We start from the raw sequence: 1,031 nt of genomic DNA on the forward strand, positions 1-1,031 counted from the left end.
TCCTGGGCCCACATCTGCTCGTATTCGGCCTCGGCCGCCGCGATCGCCGGCGCGTTCTGGCCGAACAGGTTCGACATCACCAGCGACACCAGCTGGCCGCGATTGGCCGTGATCGACCCGGGGTCCACGATGGTCGCCAGCGCGGCCTCGTAGGCGACGGCCGCCGCCCGCGCCTGGGCCGCCGACTGCTCGGCTTGCGCGGCCGCCCCGCCCAGCCAGTCCACGTACCCGGCGGCCGCGTTGGTCATGGACGCCGCCGACGGGCCCTGCCAGGCCTGCCCGGCCAGGTCCGAGGTCACGGAGCTGAATGCGCTTGCCGCCGCGCTCAACTCACTGCGGATCCCGTCCCAGGCCGCCGCCGCCTCCAGCATCGGCCCCGGGCCCGGCCCATCAAGCAGGAGCACCGAGTTGACCTCGGGCGGAAACACCGAAAAGTTCATCACTGCTCCCCTCGATCGTCGTTGATCAGACCTTCAGCAGCCACTGGAGCAACGTACATTCTCCGGCCTGCCCCATACCCCGTTAGGCGGGAATCCAATCCCGGCCGCCGCACGATCGTTGCGGACCGGACCGCAGGGATCAAGCGCTCGCAGTCGCGGTTGCGTGTGAACCCGAGCGAAGGCACACTTTGGCTCCCGGGGCTCGCTGCTGAGAAGGGACCGCGGTCATGAGCTTTTTGGTGCTCCCGCCGGAGATCAATTCGTCCCGGATGTTCTCCGGTGCCGGGTCAGCGCCAATGTTGGCGGCCGCTGCGGCGTGGGACGGGCTGGCCGATGAGTTGAGTGCGGCCGCGGGATCGTTTTCCTCGGTGACCTCGGCGTTGGCTGGTCACGCGTGGCAGGGTCCTGCATCCGCGGCGATGGCCGCCGCAGCCGTTCCGTATTCGGCGTGGTTGACCTCGGCGGCGTCTCAAGCTGCGAGTGCGGCCGCGCAGGCCAAAGCGGTGGCCGGTGCGTTTGAGTCGGCGTTGGCGGCGACGGTGCATCCGGTGGTGGTGTCGGCCAATCGCTCCAAACTGGTGTCGTCGCCAG

At 69.4% G+C, this 1,031-nt stretch carries 2 protein-coding genes; one reads left to right on the top strand and one right to left on the bottom strand.

The annotated features are described in order from the left end of the window. Window positions 1-440, bottom strand: a 440-nt coding sequence (locus A5705_RS15230; protein WP_231982340.1) for a PPE family protein, incomplete at its 3' end; no start/stop codon positions are given. 227 nt (window positions 441-667) lie between these two features. On the opposite strand from A5705_RS15230, the gene A5705_RS15235 reads away from it, so the two are divergent. Continuing rightward, a partial coding sequence (locus A5705_RS15235; RefSeq protein WP_156763128.1) for a PPE family protein occupies window positions 668-1,031 on the top strand: 364 nt, incomplete at its 3' end.

The sequence above is a fragment of the Mycobacterium sp. E787 genome, from assembly GCF_001668725.1.
Classification (GTDB): domain Bacteria; phylum Actinomycetota; class Actinomycetes; order Mycobacteriales; family Mycobacteriaceae; genus Mycobacterium.